Annotated in this window: 23 protein-coding genes; 11 read left to right on the plus strand and 12 right to left on the minus strand. The window is 70.8% G+C overall.

The window, feature by feature from the left end:
• Positions 1 to 32 precede the first annotated feature (32 nt).
• The 4 genes from ABFX51_RS03570 to ABFX51_RS03585 are packed head-to-tail and all read left to right on the plus strand — an operon-like array spanning position 33 to position 4,855.
• Entirely contained in the window at positions 33 to 1,694 is a 1,662-nt protein-coding gene (locus ABFX51_RS03570) for an AMP-binding protein (protein ID WP_346052069.1), read from the plus strand.
• A complete protein-coding gene (locus ABFX51_RS03575; protein ID WP_346052071.1) occupies positions 1,691 to 2,677 on the plus strand; it encodes an AraC family transcriptional regulator in 987 nt (328 codons plus the stop codon). Before ABFX51_RS03570 ends, ABFX51_RS03575 begins: the two co-directional genes overlap by 4 nt.
• Before the next feature lie 58 nt (positions 2,678 to 2,735).
• Positions 2,736 to 3,920, plus strand: coding sequence for a cytochrome P450 (locus ABFX51_RS03580; protein ID WP_346052073.1), 1,185 nt, complete (start codon positions 2,736 to 2,738; stop codon positions 3,918 to 3,920).
• A complete protein-coding gene (locus ABFX51_RS03585) occupies positions 3,917 to 4,855 on the plus strand; it encodes a PDR/VanB family oxidoreductase (RefSeq protein WP_346052075.1) in 939 nt (312 codons plus the stop codon). Before ABFX51_RS03580 ends, ABFX51_RS03585 begins: the two co-directional genes overlap by 4 nt.
• 275 nt (positions 4,856 to 5,130) lie before the next feature.
• Here the strand turns inward: ABFX51_RS03585 and ABFX51_RS03590 are convergent, their stop codons facing one another.
• The gene (locus ABFX51_RS03590; RefSeq protein ID WP_346052077.1) at positions 5,131 to 5,715 is read right to left on the minus strand and encodes a TetR/AcrR family transcriptional regulator; all 585 of its coding nucleotides are present in this window, start codon (positions 5,713 to 5,715) and stop codon (positions 5,131 to 5,133) included.
• Between the two features lie 51 nt (positions 5,716 to 5,766).
• Between ABFX51_RS03590 and ABFX51_RS03595 the strand changes: the two genes are divergently transcribed.
• The 4 genes from ABFX51_RS03595 to ABFX51_RS03610 are packed head-to-tail and all read left to right on the plus strand — an operon-like array spanning position 5,767 to position 8,072.
• On the plus strand, positions 5,767 to 6,993 hold the full coding sequence (locus ABFX51_RS03595) for a metal-dependent hydrolase family protein (protein WP_346052079.1): 1,227 nt from the start codon (positions 5,767 to 5,769) through the stop codon (positions 6,991 to 6,993).
• Positions 6,990 to 7,844: an alpha/beta hydrolase gene (locus ABFX51_RS03600; RefSeq protein WP_346052081.1), complete on the plus strand. Its 855-nt coding sequence runs from the start codon at positions 6,990 to 6,992 to the stop codon at positions 7,842 to 7,844. Before ABFX51_RS03595 ends, ABFX51_RS03600 begins: the two co-directional genes overlap by 4 nt.
• Entirely contained in the window at positions 7,834 to 7,941 is a 108-nt protein-coding gene (locus ABFX51_RS03605) for an FAD-dependent oxidoreductase (RefSeq protein WP_346052083.1), read from the plus strand. The genes ABFX51_RS03600 and ABFX51_RS03605 overlap by 11 nt, the downstream gene beginning before the upstream one ends.
• On the plus strand, positions 7,938 to 8,072 hold the full coding sequence (locus ABFX51_RS03610; protein WP_346052085.1) for a hypothetical protein: 135 nt from the start codon (positions 7,938 to 7,940) through the stop codon (positions 8,070 to 8,072). The genes ABFX51_RS03605 and ABFX51_RS03610 overlap by 4 nt, the downstream gene beginning before the upstream one ends.
• 25 nt (positions 8,073 to 8,097) lie before the next feature.
• On the opposite strand, the gene ABFX51_RS03615 is transcribed toward ABFX51_RS03610, so the two are convergent.
• Positions 8,098 to 8,832 (minus strand): MFS transporter, encoded by a 735-nt coding sequence (locus tag ABFX51_RS03615; RefSeq protein WP_346052087.1) that lies wholly within the window; start codon positions 8,830 to 8,832, stop codon positions 8,098 to 8,100.
• Positions 8,833 to 8,931: 99 nt separating this feature from the next.
• On the opposite strand from ABFX51_RS03615, the gene ABFX51_RS03620 reads away from it, so the two are divergent.
• On the plus strand, positions 8,932 to 9,348 hold the full coding sequence (locus ABFX51_RS03620; RefSeq protein ID WP_346052089.1) for an MmcQ/YjbR family DNA-binding protein: 417 nt from the start codon (positions 8,932 to 8,934) through the stop codon (positions 9,346 to 9,348).
• Positions 9,349 to 9,366: 18 nt separating this feature from the next.
• Here ABFX51_RS03620 and ABFX51_RS03625 read toward each other — a convergent pair whose 3' ends face one another.
• From ABFX51_RS03625 to ABFX51_RS03640, 4 genes are read right to left on the minus strand one after another with little or no spacing between them, the layout of a single operon-like run.
• The gene (locus ABFX51_RS03625) at positions 9,367 to 9,951 is read right to left on the minus strand and encodes a DinB family protein (RefSeq protein WP_346052091.1); all 585 of its coding nucleotides are present in this window, start codon (positions 9,949 to 9,951) and stop codon (positions 9,367 to 9,369) included.
• A gap of 41 nt (positions 9,952 to 9,992) precedes the next feature.
• Positions 9,993 to 11,090 (minus strand): FAD-dependent oxidoreductase, encoded by a 1,098-nt coding sequence (locus tag ABFX51_RS03630; RefSeq protein ID WP_346052093.1) that lies wholly within the window; start codon positions 11,088 to 11,090, stop codon positions 9,993 to 9,995.
• On the minus strand, positions 11,084 to 11,689 hold the full coding sequence (locus tag ABFX51_RS03635; protein WP_346052095.1) for a nitroreductase family protein: 606 nt from the start codon (positions 11,687 to 11,689) through the stop codon (positions 11,084 to 11,086). Before ABFX51_RS03635 ends, ABFX51_RS03630 begins: the two co-directional genes overlap by 7 nt.
• 3 nt (positions 11,690 to 11,692) lie before the next feature.
• The gene (locus ABFX51_RS03640) at positions 11,693 to 12,526 is read right to left on the minus strand and encodes an LLM class F420-dependent oxidoreductase (RefSeq protein WP_346052097.1); all 834 of its coding nucleotides are present in this window, start codon (positions 12,524 to 12,526) and stop codon (positions 11,693 to 11,695) included.
• Positions 12,527 to 12,671: 145 nt separating this feature from the next.
• Between ABFX51_RS03640 and ABFX51_RS03645 the strand changes: the two genes are divergently transcribed.
• Positions 12,672 to 13,610: an AsnC family transcriptional regulator gene (locus ABFX51_RS03645; protein WP_346052098.1), complete on the plus strand. Its 939-nt coding sequence runs from the start codon at positions 12,672 to 12,674 to the stop codon at positions 13,608 to 13,610.
• Between the two features lie 255 nt (positions 13,611 to 13,865).
• Here ABFX51_RS03645 and ABFX51_RS03650 read toward each other — a convergent pair whose 3' ends face one another.
• On the minus strand, positions 13,866 to 14,597 hold the full coding sequence (locus ABFX51_RS03650; RefSeq protein ID WP_346052099.1) for an SDR family oxidoreductase: 732 nt from the start codon (positions 14,595 to 14,597) through the stop codon (positions 13,866 to 13,868).
• Between the two features lie 106 nt (positions 14,598 to 14,703).
• Between ABFX51_RS03650 and ABFX51_RS03655 the strand changes: the two genes are divergently transcribed.
• Positions 14,704 to 15,297 carry a TetR/AcrR family transcriptional regulator gene (locus ABFX51_RS03655; protein ID WP_346052101.1) on the plus strand — a complete coding sequence of 198 codons (594 nt, stop codon included), beginning with the start codon at positions 14,704 to 14,706 and terminating at the stop codon, positions 15,295 to 15,297.
• An 85-nt stretch (positions 15,298 to 15,382) separates the two neighbouring features.
• On the opposite strand, the gene ABFX51_RS03660 is transcribed toward ABFX51_RS03655, so the two are convergent.
• The 5 genes from ABFX51_RS03660 to ABFX51_RS03680 are packed head-to-tail and all read right to left on the minus strand — an operon-like array spanning position 15,383 to position 21,964.
• The gene (locus ABFX51_RS03660; protein ID WP_346052103.1) at positions 15,383 to 16,651 is read right to left on the minus strand and encodes a glycoside hydrolase family 125 protein; all 1,269 of its coding nucleotides are present in this window, start codon (positions 16,649 to 16,651) and stop codon (positions 15,383 to 15,385) included.
• Complete coding sequence (locus ABFX51_RS03665) at positions 16,639 to 18,870, minus strand: glycoside hydrolase family 3 protein (protein ID WP_346052105.1); 2,232 nt, start codon at positions 18,868 to 18,870, stop codon at positions 16,639 to 16,641. The genes ABFX51_RS03660 and ABFX51_RS03665 overlap by 13 nt, the downstream gene beginning before the upstream one ends.
• Positions 18,867 to 19,718: a carbohydrate ABC transporter permease gene (locus ABFX51_RS03670; RefSeq protein ID WP_346052107.1), complete on the minus strand. Its 852-nt coding sequence runs from the start codon at positions 19,716 to 19,718 to the stop codon at positions 18,867 to 18,869. Before ABFX51_RS03670 ends, ABFX51_RS03665 begins: the two co-directional genes overlap by 4 nt.
• Positions 19,719 to 19,733: 15 nt before the next feature.
• Positions 19,734 to 20,666 (minus strand): carbohydrate ABC transporter permease, encoded by a 933-nt coding sequence (locus ABFX51_RS03675; RefSeq protein WP_346052109.1) that lies wholly within the window; start codon positions 20,664 to 20,666, stop codon positions 19,734 to 19,736.
• 14 nt (positions 20,667 to 20,680) lie between these two features.
• On the minus strand, positions 20,681 to 21,964 hold the full coding sequence (locus ABFX51_RS03680) for an ABC transporter substrate-binding protein (RefSeq protein WP_346052111.1): 1,284 nt from the start codon (positions 21,962 to 21,964) through the stop codon (positions 20,681 to 20,683).
• Positions 21,965 to 22,006: the final 42 nt, after the last annotated feature.

Here is a 22,006-nt window from a genome sequence, read left to right on the forward strand (position 1 = left end):
CCACCTCCGGCGCTGCGAAGGAGAGACACGCGATGCCGCTTGCTCCCGACACGAAGCTCGTCCGCTATCCCGCCGGGGACGAGGCGCGGTACGTCCGCGACGGGCTGTGGGAACCGCTCACCATCGCCAAGCACCTGCACGCCATCGCGCGGGAACACGGTGACCGGGACGCGCTGATCTGCGGCGGCACCCGGCTGACGTTCGCCGAACTGGACCGCGTCACCGACCGGCGCGCCGCCGGGCTCCACCGCCTCGGGCTGGCGCCAGGCGGGGCGGTGCTGTTGCAGGTGCACAACACGGCCAACACCGTGATCGCCTGGTACGCCCTGCTCAAGGCCGGGCTCGTGCCGGTGTGCACGCTGCCGCTGCACCGGGGGCACGAGATCAGCGAGATCGCACGGCAGACCCGTCCGGTCGCACACCTCGTCGCGGCCCGCGATCCCCGGTTCGACCTCGTCCGTTTCGCCTTCCAGCAGGCGGAGGCGGCCGGGGTCGGGCGCACGGTCCTGGTCTCGGACGGACCGGCCGACGACCCGCGGGCCGTGGAGCTGGACGGTCTCGGCGACGACATCGACGACGCCGGGGCCCGCCGGATCGTCGAAGACATCCAGGCCGGGCTCGGCATGCAGTCGCTCGCGGTGTTCCAGCTCTCCGGGGGCACCACCGGGGTGCCGAAGGTGATCCCGTGCCTGCAGGCCCCCTACTGGCACTACGGTGCGAGTCTCGCCAAGGCGATGGGCTGGGGGCCGGGCGACCGCATCGCGTTCATGATGCCGATCGTGCACAACGCGGGCATCATCATCGGCCTGCAGGGCCCGCACAGCGTCGGCGCGACCCTCGTGCTCGGCACCCCCGACGCCTCGGCCGCGCTCGACCTGGTCGTCGGCAACGGGGCGACCGACGTCCTGCTCGGCCCCTTCGCCTTCGACCTGGCGCTCCACCCGGACCTGGCCACCGCGACCACCCTGCGACGGGTTCTGTTCAGCGGCAAGAAGGTACCACGCCGGACCATGGACGCGCTGGCGGAACTCGGGATCTGGGGCGGCCAGATCTTCGGGATGAGCGAAGGGCTCTGCCTCACCACCCCGCTCGACTTCCCGTTGGAGGCCCGCGCGGCGAGCGTCGGCGTCCCGATCTCCCCGGCCGACGAGATCCGGCTGTACGAACCGGGAACCGAGCGGGAGGTGGCGCCCGGCGAGGTGGGAGAGCTGTGTGCCCGTGGCCCCTACACCTTGCACGGCTACTACGACGCGGCCGAGCACAACCGGCGCGCGTTCACGGCGGACGGCTTCTACCGCACCGGCGACCTGATGGCGGAACGGACGATCGGCGGCGTCCGCTGCTACACCGTCGAGGGCCGGATCAAGAACATGATCAGCCGCGGTGGCGAGAAGATCAACACCGAAGAGGTCGAGCTCCTCCTCGGTTCCCACGACGCGGTCGCCGAGGCGGCGCTCGTGCCGATGCCGGATGCGCGGCTGGGCGAGCGGGCCTGCGCGTTCGTCGTGACGCGGCAGGGTGCGCGGATCGACCTGGCCGAGGTCCGCGCCCACTTCGAACGGCTGGAGGTCGCGAAGTACAAGTGGCCGGAGCGGGTGGTCGTGCTGCCCGAGATGCCGCGCGTCAGCCAGGTCGGCAAGATCGACCGCCGCCGCCTGCGGAAGCTCGCCGAAACGCTGGGGGACGAGCCGTGACGGCGCCCCCGGTACCCCTGTGCCGGCACGCGCGGCTGCGCACCACCGACCGCGACGAGGCCGAGGTCACCGCCGGGCGCGTGATGTCCTCGCACCGGCTCCGGGTGCGACGGCCCCGGGAGTTCGGCGCCCGGCTCAACGCGGTCACGATCGGCTCGTCGACACTGCTGTACGCCGTGTACGACGGCGAGGCCGAAGTGACAGCGCTGGCGCCCATGGAGTACTACACCCTGCAGCTCATCCTCGACGGAGTCCTCGACGCGACCACCGGCCTCGGCCGCCGCCGCGCCGGCCGCGGACAGGCGTGCGTCATTTCGCCCGGCGAGCGGTTGCACCTGCGGTTCGCGCCCGGGACCGTGCAACTCGCCGCCAAGGTGCCGGGGGACGTGGTCGAGCGGGCGTACTCCGGACTCGGGGCCGAGCCCGCGGGCCACCTGGTGTTCGGGCAGGAGGTGCCCGCCGGCTCACCGTGGCCGGATCTGCTGCGACTCGCCGTGTCCACGGTGGACCGGTTCGACACCGGTGTCCTGCCGGCGGCCGCCGGTGTCGAACTGGAACGCATGCTGGTGACGGCGCTGCTGCTCGCGCAACCCCACGACCACGCCCGCGCGATGTTCCGCGGCGGCGGCACCCGCGGGTACCGCGCCGCGGGTGTCGCGGCCGAGGTCCTCCTGGCGCAACCCTCGACGCCGCCCGCGGAACTGGCACGCGCGGCCGGGGTGAGCCTCCGCACCCTGCAGGAGGGTTTCCGTTCGCGGTTCGGCACCACCGTGACCCATTACCAGCGCGAGCTGCGGCTGGAGCGCGCCCACCGGATGCTGTCCGCCGCCGGGCCCACCTCCTCGGTCGCCGAGATCGCGCTGGCTTGCGGCTTCCTTCACTTCGGCCGGTTCTCACGCGATTACCGGCTGCGCTACGGAATCACGCCGTCCACGACGCTGCGCGCCTCGCGCACGGCGGACAGTCCCGCGCGGACCGGATAGACCACTCCGGCCCGCGCCCGCAGACTGGGCACACCGTCAGTGCAGACGAAGGAGTCCCATGGCCAACGAAACCCCCGCCTTCGACCACCTCGACGGGTCACTGTCCACAACGGACGTCCGTCGGGCGCACGCGGAGCTGCGCGAGGCCTGCCCGGTGGTGCACAGCGACCGCCACGGCGGGTTCGACTTCCTGACCCGCTACGAAGACATCCGTGCCGCGTTGACCGACACGGCGTCGTTTTCCTCGGCGGACGGGGTGCACATCCCGCCGAGCGGGCTGCTGCCGCCGGTCCCCGCACTGGAGTTCGACGAGCCCGAACATGCCGAGTGGCGCCGGGTTCTCGACGGCCCGCTGACCCCGCGCGCCGTGCGCGAGTTCGAACCGGTCATCACCGAGGTCGTCGACCTCCTGATCGACGAGTTCGCCGCGGCCGGCACGGCCGACCTGGTCGGCGGGCTCACCGAGCCGCTGCCCGCGATCGTGATCGGCCGGATGATCGGCCTCGGCCAGGCCGAGGCGGTGCGCGCCCGCGGTATCGCCGCGGCGTTGTTCGCGGCCATGGGCTCGGAGGAGTTCCCGGCGCGGTTCGCGGAGTTCTCCGAGCACACCCAGCGCTGGCTCGCCGACCGCCGGGAAAACCCCCGCGACGACCTGCTCACCGAGATGGCGAGCGGAGTCGTGCGGGGCAAGGAAATCGACGGGGCCGGCGCGACCGGCCTGCTGCTGGCCTACATCGTCGGTGGCCACCACTCGACCGGCTCGGCACTCGCGGGCCTGATCCGGCACGTGCTGACCGTGCCCGGCCTGCGGGACGACCTCCTCGCCGACCGGCGCGGGCTGGCGCGGGTGATCGAGGAGAGCCTGCGGCTGACCACCCCGCTCCAGCTGTTCGCGCGCACGCTCCGCTGCCCGGTCCGGATCGGTGACCACGAGCTCGCCGAGGGCGGCCGCGTCCTGCTCGACCTCGCGGCCGCCAACCGGGATCCACGCGAGTTCCCCGAGCCGGAGGAGTTCGACCCGCGCCGGACCCGGAACCGCCACGTCAGCTTCGGGGCGGGACCGCACGTCTGCCAGGGGCAGCACCTCGCCCGCGCCGAGCTGCGGATCGCGATGGGCCGCCTGCTCGACCGGCTGCCGGACCTCCGCCTGGACGGCGAACCGGTCGAAAGCGGTCTGGTCGGCGGGTCGCTGATGACCCATTTCGCGCTGCCCGTGGCCTTCACCCCGGAGAAGGTGGCATGACCGGATTCGACGTCGTGGTCGGCGGGCGGACGACGGTCGCGCTCGACGTGGTCGAGTTCGAGCTGCGGCCGGCCGGTGGCGGTGAGCTGCCGGCGTGGGAGCCGGGTGCGCACATCGACGTCGTGGCAGGGGCGGGGATCGTCCGCCAGTACTCGCTGTGCGGTGACCCCGCCGACCGCACGAGCTACCGGATCGCCGTGCTGCGGCAGCCCGGCGGCCGAGGCGGCTCGACGTGGTTGCACGAGCGGCTCCACGAAGGTGACCGCGTCGTGATCAGCGGTCCCCGCAACCGCTTTCCGCTGGAAACGGGTGCGCGCTCTGTGTTCATCGCGGGCGGGATCGGGATCACGCCGCTGCTGACCATGATCCGGCGGGTGGCCGCGGACGGTGCCGACTGGTCGCTGCACTACGGGGGCCGGACCAGGGCGTCCATGGCCTACGCCGAGGCGCTGCGGTCGGTCGACGCGAGCAGGGTGCACCTGCTGCCGTTCGACGAATGCGGGCTGATCGACCTCGCGGCCGCGCTCGACGAGGCGGGCCCGGAGGCGCGCGTGTATTGCTGCGGCCCCGAGCCGCTGATCACCGCGGCCGAAGCGGAGTGCGCACGCCGCGGACTGCGCCTGCACACGGAACGGTTCACGCCCAGGCAATCCGGATCCCTTGTGGACAGTTCGTTCACGGTCCGGATCGCCTCCACTGGAGCGCAACTGGTGGTGCCGCCCGGCCGGACGATCGTCGACGTCCTGATCGAGGCGGGTGTCGATGTGCTGACCTCGTGCGAAGAAGGCACGTGCGGCACCTGTGAGACGGCGGTACTCGGCGGCGTGCCGGACCACCGCGACTCGGTGCTGTCCGAGGAGGAGCAGGCAGCAGGCGACCGGATCCTGCCCTGCGTGTCCCGCTCCCACACGGCCGAACTCGTGCTCGACCTGTGACGTCTTCGCCGGTGTTGGTGTTCGATTGGCTCAGGAAGTTGTTCGGGCGCCTGTGATGCGGCCAGGCGACCTCGAACGGAGAGCCGGATGCGGTTCCAGCCGGCAGCGACCTCCAGGTCTGTGGGGTCTGCGCTGTGGTAGGTGTCTGCGTTCCGCAGAGCACCGCGACCCAGTTGTCCTCACCGACGAACAGGCCGTCCTGGCTGCCCGGCCACATGTTGTCGACGCCTGGTAGTGAGCGGCGTGCCGGGCACCGCGGCAAAGCGACTGCCTGCTCACGGCCCTGAAGTCGATCGGCTCTCGCTCATGCGCAGGATCAAGGCGACCGCGTCCTCCGAAGGGACTGCTGGTGTCAGAACGGCCTGCAGGAGCAGGCCACGAATCGCGGCGACGGTGACGGTGGCCAAAGTCAGCGCCTCCTCGGCGTCGCGCCCTTCGCGTTCCGCCAGTGTGGCCAGCATTTTCGTCAGGTCGTCGAGCGAGTCGATGAACTCACCGAAGTCCGGTGGGCTGTGCGCGGCCAGTCCTACCACGTGGAAGAAGCCTCGGACACGCGACAGTTGCTCCGGCCGGGTGTAGGTCCGCCAGATCGACACGACGAGGTCGGCGAAGGTGGCCTGCTGGGCAGCCTTCAAAAGTGCCTCGTTGTCACGGGATCGCTGTGCCTTGAGCATGGCTGCCAGAACGCCGGGGAGCGACCCGAAGTGGTACCGCAGGAGGGCGTGGCTGGTCCCGGCCCGGGCGGCGATCTCACGGAGCGACACCTCCGGCGCGGGAAGGGCCTCGCCGAAGGCATCGAGAAGCCGGGTCAGAAGACGCTCGCGTGCGTCGCCGTTGCGTTCCGTACTTGACAAGCCCACTCCCGCAGTTTATCCATTGGAAAAGACAAGCGCCAGTGGAGGGAACGGCTCGTGGAACGGTGTCAGGTGGTCGGCGCGACGGTCGTCGACGGATCGGGTCGCGATCCGGTCCGGGCCGATGTCACCGTCGAAGACGGCCTCATCACCCGGGTCGGTGCCTCCGGCGCGCCCGGCGAGCGCCTCGATGCCGGAGGCCTGACGATGACGCCCGGCCTGATCGACGCCCACGTCCACTTGGGATTGTCGAGCCCGATCCACCCGCGGTTCTCGTTCCGGATCAGCGCCGCCGAGCTCGCGGCGGACATCTTCGCCGCGGCCGGCGCGACACTCGACGCCGGCTTCACCACCGTCCGGGACACCGGCGGGGTCGATGGCGGCCTCGTCACCACGATCGCGAAGGGCAAGGTCAGGGGCCCGCGCGTTCTGTCGTGCGGACCGGTGCAGTGCCAGATCGGCGGGCACGGCTACTACGGAGCCGAGTGGGAACCCACCGAGCTGTGGCACAGGCATCACGTTCCCGGTCTGAGTGCGCTGTCGATGATGTCGGGCAACGCGGACGAGCTGCGGCGCAACGTGCGCGAGGCCTTCCGTCGCGGAGCCTCGTTCCTGAAGCTCTGTGTGACCGGCGGGGTGGTCGGCGGTCATGACCGGCTGACCGACACCCAGTTCACCGTCGAGGAGATCGCCGTCGCCGTTCAGGAAGCCGCGGCGCGGGGCACCTACGTGACGGTCCACGCCCACAACGACGAAGGCATCCGGAACGCGGTCGAGGCCGGGGCGCGCTGTGTCGAACACGGCACCGGCCTCGACGAAGCCACGGCCACCCTGATGGCCGCTCGCGGGGTGGCCCTCGTGCCCACGTTCGCCGTCGTCGAGCAGCTGCTGCACGACACCGCCGGAGCCGGTCTCGACGAGTCGACCCGCGATCGTGTGCTGGGTGTTCGTGAGCGGATGGCCGAGGCGCTCGCCGTCGCCAAGGAGGCCGGAGTGCGGACCGGGCTGGGTTCCGATCTCATCGGCCCGGCTCAGGACCGCCGAGGCGAAGAGCTCAGGCTGCGCGCGAACCTCGAAACCCCGATGAAAGCCCTCGTGGCGGCCACCAAGACCAACGCCGAGATCCTGGGCGTCGCCGGTGAGGTGGGGGTCATCGCTCCCGGCATGCGGGCGGATCTCGTGCTCTGGAACGGCAATCCGCTCGAAGATCCCCGACTCTTCGCCGACCCCGCCAACGCCGTCCTCGTTCTCCAGGCCGGCCGAATCGTGAAGGACCTTCGATGAGCACCATGTGGCACGGCTGCCTCGCCGACACCGACTACTTCGAGCTGCGCTCCAGCAGTGGGCACGACTACGGCGTCTGGGTCACCACGCCACCGGGATACGATCCCGCCACGACACGAGTGCCTGCCGTGTATGTGCTCGACGGCAACTGGGCGGTGGGCATGACGGCTCCGCTCATCGTCACCCAGGCGGACCCCATGCAGCGGATCCGGCCCTACCTGCAGGTCAGCGTCGGCTACGCGGGCGAGGACGCGCAGCACTGGGATCGGTTGCGCAACAGGGACTTCGTGCCACCCGGTGAGCCCGTCGCCAAGGAGCTCGTCGACGCGGTGGAGATGGGAGTCCGGGCGGGTGCGAGGACACGCGAGGAATCCGACGCCTACCTCGCCGAACTGCGCGACACCCACGCCGATGCGTTCCTGAGCTTCCTCACCGCGGAACTGCACCCGCGGATCGAACGCGACTACGACACCGCCGCGAGCGGTCACGGCCTTTTCGGCTACTCCTACGGCGGGCTTTTCAGCCTCTACACCTGGCTCACCGGCAGCACGCTCTTCGAGAGCATCGGAGCGGGCAGCCCCGGTGTCGTCGGTGACGACAGCCAGATCTTCGCCCGGCTCGACGAAATGGGCGACAGCCTGCCCGCCGCCAGGCTCCACCTGACCGTCAACGACCGGGAGCTTGTCGGGGACCTGCCCGTCTACCAGAACCTCGCGAAGAACGCGGCTACCGTCCTGCACCGCCTGACCGCCCGCGGCGGGTCCGTCACCAGCGCGGTCCTGCGCGAAACGCACGTGACCGGCCTGCAGGCCTCGTTCCTCAGCTACCTCAGGACCTGCCGTGCCCGGTGAGCGCCCGAGTGCCGATGTGGTCGTGATCGGGGCCGGGGTGATCGGTTCGTCGATCGCCCTCGAACTCGCGCGGGCGGGGCACCGGGTGCGGACATGACGACCGTGCTGGCCCACCACGGCTCCGTGGCCACCGCGCTCGGGGTCCACTGCCTGACCGCGACGCTGATGGTGGGCACCGGCCTGCTGTTCCTGCGGGAGACCCGCGGGATCGTCGCCGCCACGCCTTGAGAGCACTTCGGTCCGATGTGGACGGTCAACTCCGCTTCGGGAGCAGGAACGCGAGCGCGGTGCCGAGGACGACCGGCAGGGCGATCCACCGGAACGCCGGGCCGATGCCGCCCGCCACGTCGCCGCCGACGAGGGTGCCGAAGACCGCTACGCCGAAGGCCGCCCCGATCGACCGGGCGAACGTGACGACCGCGCTCGCGGCCCCGAGGTCCGCCGCGGGCACGGCGTTCTGCGCCGCGGTCAGCGCGACCATCGGGACCATCCTGATGCCGACGCCGGAAACGAGGAAGTAGAGCACCAGTGCGAGCGGGGAGGTCCCGGGCGCGAGCGTGCTCAGCAGCAGGAGCCCCGCGACGTTGAGCGCCATGCCGGCCACGAGCACCACGCGCAGTCGCGCGGGGTCGGTGATCCACCGCCCCGCCAGCGACTGGCTCGCCACCAGCCCGATCACCAGCGGCAGCAGGTGCACCCCGGACAGCGTCGCCGAGACCCCGTCGACCACCTGCAGGTACGTCGGCAGGTAGACGAGGACGCTGAACATGGCGACGTTGGCGACGAACCCGATGACCGACGCGAGCACGACCGTGCGGGAGGTGAACAGGGACAGCGGCAGCACCGGCGCCGCGGCCCGGCGTTCCACCGGGACCACTAGCGCGATCAGGGCGACCGCGGCCACCGCGAGCCCGAGGATGCCCGGTGAGGTCCACCCCCACCGCGACCCGAACGAGGTGACCAGGACCAGCGCGGTCGCCGGCGCCACCTGGCGCAGTGGGCGTTCCGCAACGCCGTCATCCTCCTCGTGATCGGCGGGGCACGGCGATCTGGTCCTGATCGGCGGGGTGGGGTCTAGACTCGGACGATGGGGAGCGGCAGGCGGGCCCGGGTGCGGGACGTGCACGACCTGGCGATGGGCATGCCGCACGTGGAGCGCGTGCCCGGCTCGCAGGACAGGCCCGTCTACCAGGTCGGGCGCAGGTCCTTCGTGTTCTTCCGCAATCCGCGGCCGGACGCGGTGGATCCGGAGACCGGCGAGCGCTACGCCGACGTGATCGTGTTCTGGGTCGCGTCGGAGGCGGACAAGGAGGCCCTGGTCGCCGACGAGCGGACGCCGTTCTTCACCACACCCCATTTCGACGGGCACCCTTCGGTCCTGCTGCGGGAATCGCGCATCGGTGAGCTGAGCTACGACGAGCTGGCCGAGATCGTGCAGGACGCGTGGCTGGCTCGCGCGTCGCCCCGGCGGGCCAAGGCGTGGCTCGAAGCACACGGGTTGTAGTCCACAAAGGACTGTTGTTCACGCCCGTTCGACAGCGGCTTTCGCGGCTCGCTCGATCTCTGCGTGCCGGGCTGCCCAGAAGGCGGCGTCACGCTGCATGTTCGTGTATTCGGCTGCCGCGCCCGTCGCGCCGTCGAGTTGTTCGCGCAGGATATCGGCGTGCCCGGCGTGCCGGTTGGTCTCGGTGAGCATGTGGACCAGGATGTTGAACAGCATGACGTTCGGCCGTGGCCACCAGGGCACGTGGCCCGGCGCGTCGACGGCGAGGTCGGTGATCGTCTTGTCGGAGTGGTGCCAGACGCGCCGGTAGAGGCCGAAGATGTCCTCGCGCGTCTCGTGCTCGCTCGCCCACAGGTCCGTGCCGCGGGCCCCGGTGTCGTCCCAGCGGGGCAGGGGTTCGGGGAACGGCCGGCCGAAGACCTCGCCGAAGTATCTGGACTCCGACACCGCGAGGTGCTTGACCAGGCCGAGGAGGTTGGTGCCCGTCGCCGTCAGTGGGCGGCGGATGTCGTACTCGTCCAGCCCGTCGAGCTTCCACAGCATCGTCTCGCGGATCTCCCGCAGGTCGCTGTGCAGGTACTCTTTCGCGAAGTCGTCGATCATGGTTCCCGAGCCTGGCACATGTCGGCGGTTCAGTCACCCGGTCAACCGGTGCCGTCGTGCAGCCAGCCCAGGTATGCCGTGAATCGCTCCACATAGGACACGGGTGTCGGCGCCGCGGCCATCGCGTCCGCGTGCCGGCGCACTTGCCGGTACCGGGCGAGCCGGTTGTCCTGGTAGGCGGCCAGAGCCGGTGCGATACCCGCGCGGCCGAGGCACTCGCCGAGCACGCGGGCGTCCTCGATACCCAGCGAGGCGCCGGATCCGATGTGCGGGGACATGGCGTGTGCCGCGTCTCCGGCGAGCACGACCCGGTCACCGGCCCAGCGGGAAATGGTGGGCACGACGGCGACCCGGCTGTGCAGGACCGAGTCCTCCGGGGTGGCCAGTACGGCGTCCCGGAGCGCGAACGGCCAGGTCCCGTCGTGCAGGTTCGCCACCCTCGCCAGGGCTTCTTCCTTACCGCTCCTGGTGGTACTGGCGGTGGTGCCGAACTGCGCGATCACCCAGCAACACGAACCGTCGGCGAGGCGGACGAGGGTTCCCCGCGTGCGGTCCCGGCCGAGGACGGGGGAGCCGTCGCCGATCTCGCCGCTGAAGGGCAGCACCGCCCGCCACACGTGGTGCCCTCCCTGGTAGCGGCTTCCGCTACCGGGGAGGAGGACCGCACGCACCCGCGAATTCAGGCCGTCGGCACCCACGAGCAGGTCCGCGCGCTCGTGGTCACCATCGGCGTAGCGCACGGTGACGCCATCAGGGTCTTCGACGTATTCGACGAGTTCCTTGCCGGTTCTCAAGGCGTCCTCGCCGAGGGCGGAGACGAGCAACGCGCTGAGCCTGCGCCGGTGCACGGTCCGGGCCGGTGGCATGCCGGCGGTGGCGAGTTCGGCACCCGAGAAATCACGGAAGCGCACCGAGCCCGGTTCCGCCTTGATCTCGGCCAGCCGCTCGCCGAGCCCGAGCCGTTCGAGCTCCCGGATCGTGTGCGGCCACACCCCGATCACGGCGCCGGTCTCCCTGATCCGCAGCGCCCGCTCCCGGACGGCGACGTCGAAACCCGCGCGGCGCAAGGAAAGCGCGGTGCTCAGCCCGACGATCCCGGCGCCGGCGACGAGCACCCGCCCCATCGCGCCCTTCACCACGTGTCGAAGTGCACGACGTCCGCGACCGGCTTCCGCTTGACCGGGCGGAACGGGCGCGTCGGCCACCCCACCGCCATGGTCACGCCGATGGCCTTGTGGTCCGGCACGCCCAGCACCTGCCGGACGCCCCTGCTGTTGAGGTTGTGGATCCCGGTCGCCGCGACCCCCAGCCCCAGCGCCCGCCCGGCCACGAGCATGTTCTGCGAGGCCCCGTAGATCGCCGCGTACTGGTAGCGGTCCTCCCTCGGATCGCCGGGAACGAACGACGAGCCGCAGATGAAGATGAGTACCGGGGCCTCCCGCAGGTTGGCCAGCAGGTGGGAGGCACCCTCGCCCATCCGCCGCTTCACCGGGTCGGTGGTACCAGCCATCCGGGCGCGGACGGCGCCGAGTGACGAGAGGTCGGGCACGATGGTCTCGTGCAGGCGCGCCCGCTGTTCCGGTGACTTGACCACGATGAAGTCCCAGAGCTGCGAGTTCTCCGGACTCGACGCCCTCGTGCCTGCCCAGATCAGTTTCTCGATCAGCTCGTCGGGCACCGGCTCCGCGGACAACCACCGCATGGTCATGGCCGAACCCATCGCTTCGAAGACGTCCATGCGTTATCCGATCTCCGAGAGGGCGGACGCGAGGGGCTCCAGCACCGCCGGGTCGAGTGGTGGCCGCAGGGGGATGATGGCGAGTTCCACCCCTTCCGCGCCCAGCGCGGCCGCCGAGGCGGCGGTCGCTTTCGCGTCCCCGTCGTACAACACGGGGCTCGACAGGAGGATCTCGCCCGGATCCCTGCCCAGGTCCTCGCAGTGTCCGAAGAGGACGTCGCGCTTGCGCGCGAACTCCGGTGGGGTCCCGCCGAGGAAACTCCAGTGCTGGGCGAAGCGGGCGGCCGTGCGGAGGGTGCGCTTCTCCCCGTTGCCCCCGACGCAGAGGGGCGGGTGGGGGCGCTGGACGCCCTTGGGTTCGTTGCGGGCGCCGGTGAGCTGGTAGTACTTGCCGTGGAAGGTGGTCGTCTCCTGGCCGAGGAGGCTGATGAGCACCTCGCAGGCTTCTTCGAACCGGTCACTGCGCTCCGCGGGCGTGCCGAGCGGAATGCCGTAGGCGGTGGCTTCCTCTTCGTTCCAGCCGGCGCCGATCCCGAGCTCCAGCCGGCCGCCGGAGATGATGTCGAGCGCGGCGGCCATGTTGGCGAGGACCGCGGGATGCCGGTAGGGGATGCCCGTCACGAGGGTGCCGAACCTGAGCCGCTTCGTCGCCTGGGCCAGCGCGGTCGTGACCGTCCAGCCCTCCAGGCAGGGCCCCCGGCTGTCGGAGAAGATGGGGTAGAAGTGGTCGAAGGTCCAGCCTGATTCGAACACCTCGATGTCGTCGGCCGCCCGCCACACGGCGAGCAGCTCGGGCCAGGTGGTGTTCTGCGGGGCGGTCCTGAAGGCGAATCGCATGCCCTGCCGCGTCCTCTCGACTCTTGCGATGATGAGTCCGAATTTCGACCCTAATAACGTCGATCTTCGGACTTTCGACGCTACTCAAGGGGAGAAGGAGAGTCAACGAGGGCCGATATTCGGAGCGGACTGGTAGCCTTGACGTGTGCGCGAGCTCGACGAGTTGGACAAGAAGATCTTCGGACTGCTGGCCGGGAACGGGCGTGCGTCCAACCTCGAGATCGCCGGCAAGGTCGGGGTGTCGGAAAAGACCGTCCGCCAGCGGATCCGCCGGTTGATCGAGCGTGACGGCATGCGGGTCGTGGCCACCATGGAGACCCCGGCGGCGGCGTCGCGGCTCATCGTCCTGGTGCGGGTCGAGCCGGGGCAGCGGTTCGTCGTCGCCGGCCGGCTGGCGTCCATGCCGCAGGTTGAGGAGGTCCACCTGACCACGGGAGCCTACGAACTGATCGTCGTGGCGTCGTTCGGGTCCGACAGCGACGCGCTGGACTTCTACGTCCGCCACATCGAGCAGGGGCCTGGGATCAAGGAGTCACTGTCGACGCACGTCGTCGAGACGATCACGCAGAGCACCGCGACCCGGCCGGACCACTTCGCACAGTTCGACGAACAGGCGGCGAAGACCGGCAGCACGGCCGAACTGCTCGACCTCGCCTGCGATGTGGCCACCGCGTCGCTGGGCGCCGACCGCGTCCACGTCGCCACCGGGAACGTCCAGCCCGACGACCCGGCGCCGTCCGAGTGGCCGTCCCTGATGCGCTGGCGGGGGCTGTCCTCCCGCTACGTAGAGGAAATCCTCACGAAGGGCCGGGCCGAGGGGATCGTCCTCCCCAACATCGTCAAGCACAACCAGCACGTCTTCGTGGCCGACGCGCGAACCGATCCGCTCTTCCGCTCCGTGGCCGACCTCGTGCTCTCCGAAGGGTTCCACAGCTGGATGGGGATGCCGGTGCGCGACGGCGGCGCCCGGCGCGGCACCCTCTGCCTGTACTGGGACACCGTGATCACCTGCGGGGATGACCTGGTCCGCCGCACCCAGGAGCTGGCCGATCTCCTCGGCAAGCACCTGTCGCGTCGCGCTTGACGATCACTTCGGCGGAAGCGTTGACGGGATGGGACATACCTCAACGATCGGTGGTGTGCGGCCGGATGTGCCATCGGTGTCCCGCAAGGGATTACGGCTAACGCGCAACGGGGGCGAACAGTCGAATGCGAAGGTCCCAGGTTCGACTCGCGGCGGCACCGCGCGCGGTTCGGCAACCGGCGGGGCCTCATAAGCCAGCCAACGTGGCCAGGCGCCACGGCGCGCCTGGCCAACCTGCGAGCCGTTCCCGTGGAATCAGGCCGTGAACCCGCCGTCGATGTTGAGGCTGGCGCCGGTGATGTAGGCGGCGCCGGGCCCGGCGAGATACGCGACGAAGGCGCCGACCTCGGCCGCCGTGCCGTAGCGGTCCGTTGCCATGACCCCGAGCATCGACGGGGCGAGGGGGCCGTCCGCCGGGTTGGCGTCCGTGTCGATCGGGCCCGGCTGGACGTTGTTGATCGTGATCCCGCGCGGTGCCAGTTCCCGCGCGAGCCCGCGGGTGAGGCTCTGCACCGCGCCCTTGGTCAGCGCGTACACCGACTGGCCGGGGAACGGCGTGCGGTCCGCGTTGATGCTGCCGATGTTGATGATCCGCCCGCCGTCGCCGAGGTGCGCGAGCGCCGCGCGGATCGCGATGACCGCGGACCGGACGTTGATCGCCAGCATCTCGTCGATCTCGTCGATCTTCAGGTCCGTGATCGGGCCGAAGCTGGCGACCCCGGCATTGTTGACGAGGATGTCCAGACCATCGAAGCGGTCGGCGGTCCGCGCGACGGCGGCCTCGATGTCCTGCTCGTGCCTGCTGTCGGCCTGGATCGGGTGCGCACCTGCCGCGGCAGCCACCGCCTCCGCCTGCTCGCGGGCCTGGGTGTAGGTGAATGCCACCTTCGCGCCGTCTGCTGCCAGCCGGGCGACGATGCCCGCGCCGACTCCCCTCGATCCGCCTGTCACCAGTGCGGTCTTGCCCTCGAGCGGTCGCGTTGCCATGTGCGGGTCTCCCTCGTGAGTTATGGATTGGTCGCTCAAATACACACTGACGCGTGCTCGTTTGTCAAATTTGAGGGAACACTCCATAACTGGTAGCCTCGGGCCCGTGGCGAGGCCGAGGAAGTTCGACGAGCGGGCCGTGCTCAAGGCAGCGCGAGACAGGTTCTGGCGTCGCGGCTACGCGAGCACGTCGATCCAGGACCTCACGGATGCGACGGGTCTGGGGACGCAGAGCCTCTACGGCGCCTTCGGCAGCAAACGCGACCTGTTCCTCCGGATCCTCGACGAGTACTGCGCCCGCCAGGCCACCGGCCTCGAAGCCGCCATCACCGAGGACCCGAGCCCGTGGCACGGGGTCACCTCGGCCGTGGTGTTCGAGGACGGCGGCCGCATGGACCTGCCGCCGCAGGGCTGCCTGATGGCCAACAGCGCCGCGGCGCTGAGCACGCAGGACGACGAGGTCCGCGCCCGCGCGTGCCGGTCCTACGCCGGGTCCGTCGAGCTGTTCGCCGGGCGGATCAGGCAGGCGCGGGAGAGCGGCGAGATCGGTGACGACGTCGATCCGGAGTCGACCGCGCGGGCTCTGGTCGCCGTCATGCAGGGGATCGAGTTCCTGCACAAGGCGGGTATCGGCGAGGAGGAGTTCCAGCGCGCCAAGACCGCTGTGCTGGAGATGATCGAGCGCTCGGTCGGGCGCTGACGACGTCGTGGAGGACGACGCGGGCGTGGCCAGTTCGCCGACGACGCCCAGCGGGAGCGAGTCCTCGGCATGGCACTCGACGGCATCAGGGCGCGGGGTTGAGCCCCTCCGCGTCGTCGGCGACGGTGAGGGCCAGTTCGCAGAACATCGCGTCCGCCCAGGAGAACCACGGCCGCGAGAACGACGACGGGTCCGAGGCGTCGAAGCTTTCGTGCAGGCGGCCCGTGCCCGCGTCCGTGTCGGCGAGCAGGTGCAGCAAGCGGTGCCGGTCGGCCGGGGTGCCCGTCAGGCCTTCGACCGCGAGGGCGATCGGCCACACGCGACCCGGTTTCGTGTGCGGGCTGCCGATCCCGCTCGCCACGCGGCCGCGGAAGTAGTACGGGTTCCGGTCGCTCAGGACGAAGGCACGCGTCGCCCGCCACACGTCGGCGTCGAGAACGTCGGGGGCGAGCAGGGGGAGTGACAGCAGCGACGGCGTGTTGGCGTCGTCCATGCGGAGCACGCCTCCCAGCCCGTCGACCTCGTACGCGTAGGTGCCGTCGACGATCCCGTGTGCCTTCACCCCGTCGACCAGTTCACCGGACAGAGCACGCGCATCCCTTGCCAGCACGGGATCCCGGTACACCTCGTCGGCGATTTCGGCGATCGCCAGCAGCGCCTGTGCGGCGAACAGGTTCGCCGGAATGTTGTACCCGTACGTGCAAGCGTCGTCCGAGGGCCGGAAGCCGCTCCACGTCATGCCCGTGACGGCGACGGGGGTGCCACGGCCCCCGCGCGCGAGGGTTTCGGTCGGGATCGCCCCCGGCCGCTCGAAGCGGTACGGGGACTCGTCGTGCCGCTGCTCCAACCGAAGCTGCGCGACGATCGTGCGCAACACCCGGTGCGCGCGGGTGTCGAACGCTTCGGCCGAGCCGGTCGCCCGCCACAGCCGGTGCGCGAGGGTGACCGGGTAGGCGAGGCTGTCGACCTCGTACTTCTGTTCCCACACGTGCGGGTCGTCGCACAGGTCGCCCGGCTCGTAGTGCGCGCCGGTCGGCCCGTCGTTGAACGCGTTGGCGTACGGGTCGTGGGCGAGGCAGGCGAACTGCCGTCGCACGACGGCGGTGACGAGCCCGGCCAGCGGCGGGCACTCGCCGAGGAACCGCAGGTAGGGCGTCAGCTGCGTGGTGGAGTCGCGCAGCCACATGGCCGGGATGTCGCCGGTGATCACGAACGCGGTGCCGTCTTCGCCGATCGTGACGGTGTCGCGCAGCGTGCGCAGCAACGCCGCCTCGACCATCTGTCCAATCCGGACACCGGCGACGGCGCGCACCCGGGCGGCGGCCGCGCCGATCGCCTCGTTCACCGCTGCCACGACGTCGTCCCGGTGACGCGGATCCGCACGGCGTGCCCGGGTTCGTCGGTCTCGTCCGAACTCCAGACACCGACCTCCACGGGAACGGCGACCGGCCGCCCGCTCGCCCACGAGCCCAGCTCGTCGAGGCCCAGAGCGAAGGCGACCGTTGTTTCGCCGGGTTCGCACGACACGCGCCGCACGGCCAGGAGGCTCCGGCGGCGCGGCCGGACCCCGAGTTCGTGCCGGTGGCCGTAGAGCGGTATGGCCACCGACGCGTGGGACCCGGCGTTGACAATGTCCACTGTGATCAGTACGACGGCCCCGTTTTCGAGATCAGTAACCGAAATGTCGTGCGAAGCCTCGCGCATCCGGGCCACGATTGCAGGAGATCCGCCGCTGCCGAAGGGAAATCCCACCGGCCGCCGGTGTTCGAGGTAGCCACGAGCGGTTTCCCGGCGCTCGTCGTGGGCGACCGGGAAGACGCCGTCGGCCACGGGGAACGACGCGGGCAGGCGACCCGAAGCCGTGCCGTCCAGCAACGCGCTCACGATCGCGGCCCCACCGCCCGGACCGGGAAACGGCACGACGAGCAGTGCGTCCACGAGCCCGGCCGGCTCGGTGAGCGCGCGGGGCCGCCCGTCGACGACCACGGCCACGACAGGCTTGCCGCTCGCACTGGCCGTCCGCGCGAGGTCGAGCTGCGCCTCGGGCAACGTGATCGAGGCGAGGTCCACGCCCTCGCCGTTGGTCGTGTCGGCCGCGGGACCTTCGACGGCACCGTTGTCGGCGAACTCGTCGTCGTAGCCGCGCCGGCTGGTGCCGCCGAGCACGAGCACGCAGACGTCGGCGCGCGCGACCGCGGTTTCCACCGCCGCCAGCGCTTCCGGGCCGAGCGCGCTGCGCACGCGGGATCCGGGCGCGTGCAGCACGTGTTCCGCGCCGAGCCGGGCGGCGAGCGCGGAACGCACGGTCGACGCGGCCGGGTCGTCGGCGGGCCGGGGCGGGGTGTAGTCGCCGAGCTGCGCGTCCAGGTCGTCGGCGTTCGGGCCGATGAGCGCGACTGTTCCGGCGGGGTCGAGCGGCAGCACGCCGCGGTCGTGCACGAGCACGACGGCCTGCCGGGCGGCCCGGTCGGCGAGCGTGGTGACGTCCCGGGCCGGAGGCGGGGCCGGACGCTCACCGAACAAGCCGACGCGGCGTTTGAGCGCGAGCACCCGGTCCACGGCGCGGTCGAGCTCGCGTTCCTCGACCAGCCCACGGTCGAGCGCCTGTCCGAGGTGCGTGAACGCCTCGTCCCACAGGCTGAGGTCGACGCCGGCGCGCAGGGCCAGTGCGGCCGCGGCGGCGGGATCGGGTGAGCTGTCGCGCAGGCGGTCGATCGCGGTGCCGTCGGCCATCACGACGCCGTCCCAGCCCCAGTCCTCGCGGAGTTTTCCCGTCAACAGCGCCCGGTTCGCCGTGCACGGCACGCCATCGATGTCGTTGTAGGCGGCCATGAACCCGGCGACCCCGGCGCGGGCCGCGGCGTAAGCGGGCCGCAGGTGGATCTCGCCGAGTTCGCGGGACCCGATCGGCGCGCCCGAGCCGTTGCGGCCGCCGATCCCCGCGCCCTGGGCCGCGAGGTGCTTGGCGACGACGGCGACGTGCCCCGCACCGATCGGCCCGGACCCCGTCGAGCCACCCTGCATACCGCGAACCGTTGCGGCGACGAGCATCGCGGCGAGCGCCGGGTCTTCGCCGAAGCACTCCTCCGCACGGCCCCAGCGCGGATCACGCAGCACGTCGAGACCCGAGACGAGGACGACGTGCGTGCCCCGGGCGTACGCCTCGGCGGCGACCGCGGCCGCCAGTTCCTCGGTCAGCCCGGCGTCCATACCCGCGCCGAGTGCGAGGTTGACCGGCAGCGTCGTGCCGCCGAGCGCCTGGAGGCCGTGCGGGGCCTCCTCGACGAACAGCACCGGCACGCCGTCGCCGTTACGCGTCACGTAGTCCTGCACGGCCGCATACGCGTCGGCGCTGCGCTCCGGCGGGATGCCGTTGTGCCAGTGGACGCCCGACCACGGATCGGCCCGCAGCACGCCGTAGATCGCGCCGATGCCGCCGAAACGGTCCACCTCGCGCCGGAGGACGTCGGTCACGCGGGGCACGCCGTCCACCCAGCGCAGCGCCTCCCAGCCCTTGAGCCGCTGGTTGACCTGGCCGATCCGGCTCCGCAGCGAAAGCGAGGACGCGATCATCCCTTGAGCGCCCCGGAAACGAGCGCGCGCTGCATCTGGCGCTGCAGGACCGTGTACACGAGGTACACCGGCAACAGCGTGAACAACGTGCCCGCCATGAGGACGCCGTAGTCGGTGCCCGCGTCGACCTTCAGCGTCGGCAGCGCGACCTGGATCGTCCGCTGCGCGGTGTCCGGCCCGGTGAGGATGAGCGGGTAGAGGTAGGCGTTCCAGAACGACAGGAAGTTCAGCAGCAGCACGGTCGCGATGCCGGGCACGCAGATGGGCAGGTAGACCTGGCGCAGCACCTGCAAAGTCGACGCGCCGTCCATCGACGCCGCCTCTTCGAGCTCACGCGGGATGGTGCGCATGAACGACGTCAGTATCACAACGGACAGCGGCAAAGCCGTGGCGGGCAACAGGAACACGACGAACGTGCGGGTGTGGAAGAGCCCGAGCGCCGCCGCGAGCAGGAAAGTGGGGAACAGCGCGGCGAAGGACGGGATGAGGAACCCGAGCGCGAACACGTTCTCGACGATCCTGCCGAGCCTGCCTGCCGAGCGTGCGAGCGCGAACGACGCGGGCAGGGCGAGCAGCAGCGTCAGCACGAGCGCGCCGACGGTCGTCAGCACCGAGTTCGCGACCGCGAGCACGAGGTCCGCCTGGCCGATCGCGGTGGCGAAGTTGCCGAAGTCCCACCTCCCCGGAAACGCCAGGGGTGATTCGAAGATCTCGTCGTTGGACTTGAACGCCGACACGACGAAGTAGTAGAAGGGCACGATCAGCAGCGCGGCGTAGATCCAGGCGAGCGTGCCGCTGGTGATCGAGCCGACGCGGTCGCGCAGCGGGCGGAGTGCGGTCCTGGCCATGGTGGGCTCCTCGGGTCAGTGGGTCGCGCGGAGCACCCGGCGGATCGCGCCCATGCCCAGCAGGCCGAGCACGAACAGGACGATGCCGACCGCCTGGCTGTAGCCGAGGTCGGTCTCGACGAAGGCCTTGCGGTAGACGAGGTAGGACAGCGTGGTCGTCGACGTGCCGGGGCCGCCCTGCGTCAGCAGGAGCACGGTCTGCGCCGAGTTGAACAGCATCGACAGGAACTGGAGCATCGTCACGACCCCGATGAAGTCGCGGGCGATGGGCCAGTACATGCCCCACGCGATGCGCCAGTCACCCGCGCCGTCGATGCGGGCCGCCTGCACGATTTCGGCGTCCACGCTGTCGAGCCGCGACGCGATGAGCACGGCCGAATAGCCGATCCCGCTCCACAGCTCGACGGCGATGATCGCGCCGAGCGCGGTCGAGGAGTCGGCGAGCCAGGCGGTGCCGTCGAGACCGAGTGAGCGCAGCACGCCGTTGAGGAGGCCGTCGGGGTTCAGCATCGCGTAGAACACCATCGCGGTCGCCGGTGCCGAGATGAGCGCGGGGATGAACAGCAGGTAGCGCAACACCCTGTGGCCACGCGGTTTCTGCACGACGTAGAACGCGAGCAGGAACGCCAGCACGATCATGACGGGCAGGCCGACGACGATCTGGATGGCGGAATTGCCGACGGCGGACCAGAAGTTCTCGTCGGCGAACACGCGGGAGAAGTTCGTCAGCCCCGCGAAACCGGGCGTGACGAGCATGCCGGGCCAGGACAGGAAACCGATGACGATCATGGCCACCACCGGCCCGATCATGAACACCGCGTACCAGACGAGCGCGGGCAGGGCGAGCCCGGGAAAGCGCTCTCGCAGCTTCGGGCGGGCGCCGCGGCGTGGCCCGGGAGGTCCTGGGGCGGTCGTGGCGCCGACGGCCACATCGGTCAGAGCGGTCACGGGAGGGTCCTTCCTCAGGCCGTGGCGTAGGCCTTTTCGAAGACGTCGACGATGTGTTCGGCGGAGATCGGGCCGTAGGCCGCGGCGGTGGCCTGGATCAGCGGCTCGAACGCGGACTGGGGGATGCTCAGGTCGGGCAGCATGACGGGGGAGACCTGCCGCGTGGTGAGCCGGGCCGCCTGCGCGACCAGCGGGAAGTCCGTGCTGACCGTGCCGGTGACCCGGCTCATGTCCCGCCCGGTGCGGAGGATCATCGCGTCCGTGACTTCGTCGCTGTAGAGGTACTGGACGAACGGCTTGATGAGGTCGAGCTTCCGCGCACCGTTCTCGCTGATCCAGATGCCGTGCCCGTTGAAGCTGCGGATGACGCTGGGGTGGTCCAGCACGCCGCCCTGGGACGGCTTCGGCCAGCCGCCGACGGTGACTTCCCTGGCGCGCTCGGCGGGCACCTTGGCCAGTGCCGAGGACATCGCGGGCACGATCGCGGCCTTGCCGGTGTTGAACTGCGTCAGCTCGGAGTCCGAGGTGTAGCCCTGGACGTTGTCGACGAAGACGCCGGCGTCCCGCAGTTCGACGAAGTGCCGCACCCCGGCCATCCCGCCGGGGCTTTCGGAAAGCTTGCCGCTCGCGAAGATCTGCTTCGCCTCTTCGGCGGTGACGAAGCCCTGGATGATCTGCAGGAACAGCTTCTGCCCGCTCCAGTCCGAACCGCCGACGGCGACCGGGCCGATTCCCTTGGCGCGCAACGCGTCTGCGGCGGCGATGAGTTCGTCCGAGGTCGTGGGGATCCCGACGCCGGCCTGCTCCAGCAGCCTGGTGTTGAACGAAACCGGCCAGTTGGTGCGGGTGAAGGGGAACGCGCGCAGGTTGCCGTGCGCGTCCGTCCACTCCGCGACGGCGTCAGGGATGATCTTGTCCCGCAGGCCCCAGTCGTCGAGCAGCCGCGTCACCGGGATCGTGGCCCCGAGGCCGGTCCACGAGAGCGTCCTGCCCTGCAGGTTGACGATGGCGACATCGGCTTCCTTGCCGGCGAGCGAGCTGGTCTCGAACACGATGGGCAGGTCGGAGCCGTTCTTCAGCAGCGCCACCGTCCGCCCGGTGCGCCGCTCGTAGGTGGCGACGGCCTCGGCGAACACCTGGGCACCGGCGACCGCGCCGCTCAGCTGGGTGTGCACCGAGAGGGCGCCGGGCCGGTCCGAGGCGGGCGTCAACGGGCCGCAGGCCGCGAGCAGCGGTGAGACGATGCCGCCCCCGATCGCGGCGCGCACCGCGGTGCGCCTGCTGATGGCGTGGGACACGGGTCCTCCTCGGCGGGCTCCGGTGCGTCCGGGGAACCGGCT

The organism is Amycolatopsis dongchuanensis (assembly GCF_039542405.1).
GTDB lineage: Bacteria > Actinomycetota > Actinomycetes > Mycobacteriales > Pseudonocardiaceae > Amycolatopsis_E > Amycolatopsis_E sacchari.